General features: G+C 48.8%; 1 protein-coding gene. It reads left to right on the top strand.

From position 1 onward, the window contains the following. A partial coding sequence (locus ACTHS4_RS12105; protein WP_440366010.1) for a hypothetical protein occupies nt 1-258 on the top strand: 258 nt, incomplete at both ends.

Here is a 258-nt window from a genome sequence, read left to right as displayed (position 1 = left end):
GCCAGAATGCTGGTCAATACCGAAAACGAAACCATTCATCCCGATGCCGTATTCGTACAAACGCAAAACGGCTATTGGATTGCTTGGCATGACCAACAAGCCGCCCTGCTTGCCCCCGACACACCACCCGATATTCCTTGCTTTTGGGTAGAAGGTGCAGAAAGCTTGGAAGAGCTGGTAAGCATGGTAGAAAACGGTGAATTTGACGAAGTTGAAGAATTTGACGGCGATGATGATGCTTGGCAAGAAGCACTAGGA

Source organism: Neisseria sp. P0014.S009, from assembly GCF_051958155.1.
In the GTDB taxonomy this organism is placed as follows: domain Bacteria; phylum Pseudomonadota; class Gammaproteobacteria; order Burkholderiales; family Neisseriaceae; genus Neisseria; species Neisseria flavescens_C.
Note: the sequence above shows the minus strand (reverse complement) of the source record. Positions and strands in the feature narration are given on the sequence as shown.